The organism is Deferrisoma sp., assembly GCF_054681715.1.
Window position 1 is genome coordinate 20,931 of the sequence record NZ_BAAHFQ010000033.1, and the last position, 6,373, is coordinate 27,303.

A 6,373-nucleotide genomic window follows, 5' to 3' on the forward strand; every position below is an offset into this window, starting at 1 on the left:
GCGGGCCCGTGCGGCTCTTGCGCTGTTGCAAATGGTTTTTATCAGCGTGTCCCGGTCGGGGTCAAGGGGAAATTGACATGCAAAGTCAAAAAAAGTGCGACGGGGGGTGGTGGCCCTGTTTTTGTCTAGGTAAACCTTCCCCACGGGGAGGGCGTTCCGCTTTGGTCTAACCAAAAAAACGGGCCATCCCGGGTTCGGGGCTTGCTCCAGGTTCACCATATGTGTACGTTCCCGCGCCCGCTGGTTCCGGTAACCCGAGCGCGCCGAAGGAGGTTCGAGCCGTGGAGATCGTGTCGTGGACCGTGGGGGAGGTGCTGAACCGGGCGGCCGCCGCCCTTCCCGAGGCCGACGCCGTCGTGTACCCCGACCGGGGATTGCGGTGGAGCTACCGGGAGCTGCGCGACCGGGTGGACCGGTTGGCCCGGGGCCTCCTGGCGCTCGGCGTGGCGAAGGGCGAGCACGTGGCCGTGTGGGCGACGAACGTGCCCGAATGGGTGCTGCTCCAGTTCGCCACGGCCAAGGTGGGCGCCGTCCTGGTCACCGTGAACACGAACTACCAGCGCCACGAGGTGGGCTACGTGCTCGGGCAGTCCGACGCCACCACCGTGTTCCTGACCGACGGGTTCCGCGACGTGGACTACGTGGCCGTGATGCGCGACCTCCTGGCCGGCAAGGAACCGGACGCCGACCTATCCCGGCTCCGCCGGGTGGTGCACATTGGGCCGAACACGCCGGAGGGGTTTACGGGGTTCGGCGAGGTGGAGGCCCTGGCCGACGGGGTGCCCCCCGAGGCCCTGGCGGCCCGGGAGGCGGAGCTCCGGCCGGACGAGCCGATCAACATGCAGTACACGAGCGGCACCACCGGGTTCCCCAAGGGGGTTCTCCTGTCCCACCGGGGCATCGTCAACAACGCCCTGGCCCAGGGCGAGATCCTGGGGTTCGGCCCGGCCGACCGGCTCTGCATCCCGGTGCCGCTCTTCCACTGCTTCGGGTGCGTGATGAGCACCCTGCTTTGCGCTTGTTACGGGGCGGCCATGGTGATCCTGGAGGCCTTCGACCCCAAGGGGGTGCTCGAGGCGGTCCATCGGGAGCGCTGCACGGCGCTCCACGGCGTGCCCACCATGTTCCTGGCCGTCTTGAACCACCCGGAGTTCGGGACGTACGACGTCTCGAGCCTGCGCACCGGCGTCATGGCCGGGGCCCCCTGCCCGGTGGAGCTCATGAAGCGGGTGCGCCGGGACCTGCACATGTCCGAGGTGTGCATCACCTACGGTCAGACCGAGGCGAGCCCCGGCATCACCATGACCCGCCGCCACGACCCGGTGGAGCGCCGGGTCGCGAGCGTGGGCCGGGCCCTGCCGGGGGTGGAGGTGAAGATCGTGGACCCCGACACGGGACGGGAGGTTCCCCCCGGAGCCCAGGGCGAGCTGTGCTCCCGGGGCTACAACACCATGATCGGGTACTACAAGATGCCCGAGGCCACGGCCCAGGCCGTGGATCCGGAGGGCTGGCTCCACACGGGGGATCTCGCCGTCATGGACGAGGAGGGCTACTGCCGGATCACCGGCCGGCTCAAGAACATGATCATCCGGGGCGGCGAGAACATCTACCCCCGGGAGATCGAGGAGTTCCTGTACACCCACCCGGGGATCCTCCAGGTGGAGGTGGTGGGGGTGCCCGACGAGCGCTACGGCGAACAGGTGCTGGCGGCCGTGGTGCCCAAACCCGGGTGGGACCTCACCGAGGACGAGGTTCGCGAGTTCTGCCGCGGCCGGATCGCCCGCCACAAGATTCCCCGGTACGTGATGTTCGTGCCCGAGATGCCGCTTACGGCCTCGGGCAAGGTGAAAAAGTACGTGCTGCGGGAGATGGCCATCGCCCGGTACGGGCTCGAGGAGGCGGCCCGGATCGAGACGGCCTGATCCCCCGGGCCCGCGCGTTGCCCGCGCCCCGCCCGGGCCTGTATGCTGCGGGGCCACCCGGGGGCAAAAGGCACGCGAGGGAAGGGCCGCGATGGAAACCGGCGGGATCGATCTGCTCATCCTCGACTGCGACGGGGTTCTGATCCGCTCCGAGCGGGCGAACCTCGCCTACTACAACCACCTGTTTCGGGCGTTCGGGCTGCCCGAGGTCGCCGAGTCGGACCGGCCGGCCCTGGCGCGGCTCCACACCCTGTCCACCCCCCAGGTCATCGAGGCCTTTTTCCCGCCCGAGCTCCGGGACGAGGCCCGGGCTTTCGCCGACCGGGTGGACTACCTCCGGTTCCTGCCCCTCCTGGAGCCGGAGCCGGGCTGGCGCGAGGTTCTCTCGGCCCGCGACGGGTTCCGGCGGGCGGCCGTGGCCACGAACCGGGGCCGGAGCGCCCGCAAGGTGCTCGAGGCCGTGGGCCTTCTGGATCTCGTCGACCACGTGGTCACCGTGCGCGACGTGGCCCGGCCCAAGCCCCACCCGGACCTCCTCCTCCGGTGCCTCGAAGACCTCGGCTGCCCGGCCGAACGGGCCGTGTACGTGGGCGACTCCGAGCTCGATCGGGCCGCGGCCGCGGCGGCCGGGGTGCGGTTCCTGGGGTTTCGCACCCCGGTGCCCCCTTCGGTGCAAGCCCCGTCCGAGGTGCCCGCCTTCCTTGCCAACGGGAAAAACGTTGCTACCCTGTCGGGACGGTGATCCCATCCCCGTGTTTTCCAGAAGGAGGCAGCGATGAGCCAGAAAGACCTGTTCCACACCTCCGACAACGTGCTCAAGCGCGGGTGCCAAGTGGCCGAAGAGGATGTTGAGCTTTGTCCCTGCGGATCCAAGAAGGCCTTCAGCAAATGCCACGGGGCACCCTGTGAGTGCGGATCGGGCAAACCCAAATTCAAGTGCTGCCACACCGACGACTTCTAGCGCGCCAGGGCCGGGGGGCGCCGGTTCCCCGGCCCACGCCGCTTCCGTGTCCAAGCGCGTGCTCGTGGTGGAGGACAGCGAGTTCCTCGGCCGGCTCGTGGTGGAGCGGCTGACCGCCCACGGGTACGAGTGCTCCCTGGCCGCCGACGGGCTCGAAGGGCTCAAACGGTTCACCGATACCCTGCCCGACGCCGTCGTCCTCGACCTCAATCTCCCGCGGCTTCACGGCCTCGACGTCCTTCGCCAGATCAAGCGGATCCACCCCGAGACCGTGGTGGTGGTGCTCACGGGCCACGGCTCGGAGCGCACGGCCATGAAGGCCCTGCGGCTCGGGGCCAACGACTACATCACGAAGCCGTTTCGCGAAGACATCCTCCTGAAGTCCCTCCAGATCCACCTCACCCGGGCCGAGCTCCAGGCCTACATCCACTCCGAGGCGCCCCTGCCGCCCCAGGTGGAGGCCCACGTGCTGGCCCGGGTGTTCTTCGACGCGCCCACGGCGCTCCTCCACGTCGATCCCCAGAACCGGGTGGTGGCCGCCAACCGGGCGGCCGCGCGGCTCCTGGCCCGGCGGGTCGAGGACCTGGTGGGGGTTCCCGCCGAGGGGTTCGTCTGCCCCGAGCTTCGCTGCCGGTGGATGGAGCGGGTGCGGGAGGAGGCGGCCTCGCCCGGGGGGTACGAAGGGGAGGTGTTCCTCGAGGGGCCCACCGGCCGGTTTCCGGCGGCCGTGGCCGCGGTGGAGCGTCCTGAGCCGGGCCACCTGATCCTGGCCCTTCGGGACCTGACCCACCAGAAGGCCCTGGAGAAGCGCTACCTCGAGTCGAAAAAGCTCGCGAGCCTGGGCCGGGTGGTCGACGGGGTGGCCCACGAGGTCCGAAACCCGCTCATAACGATCGGGGGGTTCGCCCGGAAACTCCGGCGCCGGCTCGACGGCCGGCCCGAGGGCAAGTACCTCGACGTGATCGTGAGCGAGGTGGAACGCCTGGAGCGCATGGTCCAGGACATCGAGGACTACGTGGCGTTCAGCCGGGAGCGAACGCCGCGGTTCGCCCCGGTGCACCTGGGAGGGATCTTGGAGGATTGTATCGGTCGCCTGGCCGGGAGGGCCGAGGCCCAGGGGGTGCGGGTCCGGTTCGAGGCGCCGGAGGACCTGCCGGCCGTGTACGGCGACGCGGAGCTCCTGACCGACCTGTTCGGGGGGCTCTTGGAGAACGCCATCGAGGCCATGCCCGCCGGGGGCGACCTGTTCGTGGACTTCCGTCCGGTGGAGAACTGGGTGCAGGTGCGGATCCGGGACACCGGGGTCGGCATCGACCCCGAGGACCTGGAGGAGATCTTCGACCCCTTCTTCACCTCCAAGACCTCGGGCACGGGGCTGGGGCTCGCCCGGGCCCACCTCATCGTGGAGGAACACGGGGGCACGATCGAGTTCGAGAGCCAGCCGGGCCGGGGCACCGTGTGCACCGTGGCCCTGCCGATCGACCGGCGGCGGATTCCCCGGGGGGAGCCCCGGTGACCGCCCCGGGCCGGTTCGTGATCCTCGGGCCGTCGGGCGAGGCCGGGGCGTTGGCCGAAGGGTTGCGGGCCCGCGGTTGGGAGGCCGAGGTCCACGAGGGGCTCGACGGGTTCACAGCGAGCCTCCTCAGGGAAAGGCCGGGCGCCGTGGTCCTGTGGTGGGATCTCCCGGCGGAGGTCCGGGATCTTGCGGCCCAGTTCGTGGCCCACCACTACGTGTGCGGGGAGTGCCCGGTGATCGTGGTGATGCCCAACGGCGCCGACGCCCCGACCCCGGGCTGGATCCCCGTCCAGTCGCCCCCCGACCCGGAGGCGGTGATCGCGGCGGCCGAGCAGGCCCGGAGCCAGGGGCGCGCCGGCCCCCAGACGATCCCGCGGGTTCTTGTGGTGGACGACGACCAGAGCGTGGTGCTCCTGGGGTCCCACGTGGTCACGAGCCTCGGCATGATCCCGCTCGTGGCCTTCGACGGCCGCGAGGCCGTGGAGAAGGTGGAGCGGTTTCACCCCGACCTCGTTCTCCTCGACATCAACATGCCCGACATGGACGGGTTCCAGGTGATCGAGGCCCTGAAGGCGGACCCCCGCACGGCCCTCATCCCGATCATCGTGTTCTCGGCGCGCACCGAGGACACCGACAAGGTCCGGGCCCTCAAACTCGGGGCCGACGACTACGTCACGAAGCCGTTTAGCATCCCCGAGCTCGCGGCCCGGGTGGACCGGCTGCTGCGACGCACCCAGGCGGGCCTCAGCGCCTCGAGCACCACGGGGCTTCCCGGGAGCGTCACGATCGAGCAGGTGATCGGGGAGCGGATCGGCCGGGGGGAGCCGCTCGCGGTCCTCTACGCCGACGCCGACCACTTCAAGGCCTTCAACGACCGCTACGGGTTCGCCCGGGGCGACGGGGTGATCCGGCAGATCGCCGACATCCTGCTCGAGGCCGTGCGCGACCTGGGGGGCCCCAACGACTTCGTGGGCCACGTGGGCGGGGACGACTTCGTGGTGGTCACCACCCCGGCGTCGGCCGATGCCATCGCCCAGCGGATCGTCGAGCGGTTCGACCGGGTGATCCCCCTCTACTACGACCCGGAAGACCGGGAGAGGGGCTACATCGAGACCAAGGACCGGCGCGGCCGGGTGACCCGGTTTCCGCTCATGAGCGTGTCGGTGGCCGTGGTGTCCACCGATGTCCGGCCCTTCTCCCACGTGGGTGAGGTGGCGGACGTGGCGGCCCAGCTCAAGCGCTACGCCAAGTCCAAGGCCGGGAGCGTCTGGGTCAAGGACCAGCGGACCGATGGGAAGGGTGGCTGACGCGTCCCTGCCGGCTCTCGTCGGCCTGGCTTTGGCCCTGGCGCTCACCGGCGTCGCCGGGGCCGACGTGTACCGGACCCCGGGGGAGGGCGGGGTCCCCCTTTTCACCGACGCCCCCACCGAGCCCGGCTGCGAGGTGGTGATCCGCACCGAGCGCCCCCGGGTCCCGTGGCGCGAGGCGGTCCACCGCACGGCGCCCCGCTACGGCCTCGATCCGCTCCTGGTGCGGGCCGTGATCCAGGTGGAGTCGGGGGAGAACCCCCGGGCCGTCTCGCCCAAGGGGGCCGTGGGGCTCATGCAGCTCATGCCGGCCACGGCCCGGGAACTCGGGGTGCTGGATCCCTACCACCCCCGCGACAACGTCCAGGGCGGTACCGCCTACCTGGCGCGCCTCGTGGAACGCTACGGGGGACGGTTCGATCTCGCGCTCGCCGCCTACAACGCCGGCCCGGCCGCCGTGGACCGCTACGGCGGAGTGCCCCCGTACCCGGAGACCCGCCGGTTCGTGGACCGGGTCCTTGCCCTCTACCGGGCGGCCAAGGGGGTTGACTCGGCCGGGCCGGATGTGGATACTACGCAGCCTAACGACGAGCGGGAATAACTCAGTGGTAGAGTGCGACCTTGCCAAGGTCGAAGTCGCGGGTTCGAATCCCGTTTCCCGCTCCAG

Annotated in this window: 6 protein-coding genes and 1 tRNA gene; all 7 read left to right on the top strand. The window is 70.5% G+C overall.

Annotated features, from left to right (window positions below):
* The first annotated feature begins 281 nt into the window (after window positions 1-281).
* The 7 genes from ACY0I8_RS07195 to ACY0I8_RS07225 all read left to right on the top strand — a co-directional run bounded on the left by ACY0I8_RS07195 (window position 282) and on the right by ACY0I8_RS07225 (window position 6,372).
* Window positions 282-1,922: an AMP-binding protein gene (locus tag ACY0I8_RS07195; protein WP_461394216.1), complete on the top strand. Its 1,641-nt coding sequence runs from the start codon at window positions 282-284 to the stop codon at window positions 1,920-1,922.
* A gap of 91 nt (window positions 1,923-2,013) precedes the next feature.
* Entirely contained in the window at window positions 2,014-2,664 is a 651-nt protein-coding gene (locus ACY0I8_RS07200) for an HAD family hydrolase (RefSeq protein ID WP_461394217.1), read from the top strand.
* A 33-nt stretch (window positions 2,665-2,697) separates the two neighbouring features.
* Window positions 2,698-2,883 carry an SEC-C metal-binding domain-containing protein gene (locus ACY0I8_RS07205; RefSeq protein WP_459941133.1) on the top strand — a complete coding sequence of 62 codons (186 nt, stop codon included), beginning with the start codon at window positions 2,698-2,700 and terminating at the stop codon, window positions 2,881-2,883.
* Between the two features lie 46 nt (window positions 2,884-2,929).
* Window positions 2,930-4,399: a two-component system sensor histidine kinase NtrB gene (locus tag ACY0I8_RS07210; RefSeq protein WP_461394218.1), complete on the top strand. Its 1,470-nt coding sequence runs from the start codon at window positions 2,930-2,932 to the stop codon at window positions 4,397-4,399.
* Window positions 4,396-5,706, top strand: coding sequence for a GGDEF domain-containing response regulator (locus tag ACY0I8_RS07215; RefSeq protein ID WP_461394219.1), 1,311 nt, complete (start codon window positions 4,396-4,398; stop codon window positions 5,704-5,706). Before ACY0I8_RS07210 ends, ACY0I8_RS07215 begins: the two co-directional genes overlap by 4 nt.
* On the top strand, window positions 5,690-6,307 hold the full coding sequence (locus ACY0I8_RS07220; protein WP_461394220.1) for a lytic transglycosylase domain-containing protein: 618 nt from the start codon (window positions 5,690-5,692) through the stop codon (window positions 6,305-6,307). The genes ACY0I8_RS07215 and ACY0I8_RS07220 overlap by 17 nt, the downstream gene beginning before the upstream one ends.
* Window positions 6,298-6,372: transfer RNA gene (locus ACY0I8_RS07225), tRNA-Gly, on the top strand. Before ACY0I8_RS07220 ends, ACY0I8_RS07225 begins: the two co-directional genes overlap by 10 nt.
* Window position 6,373: the final 1 nt, after the last annotated feature.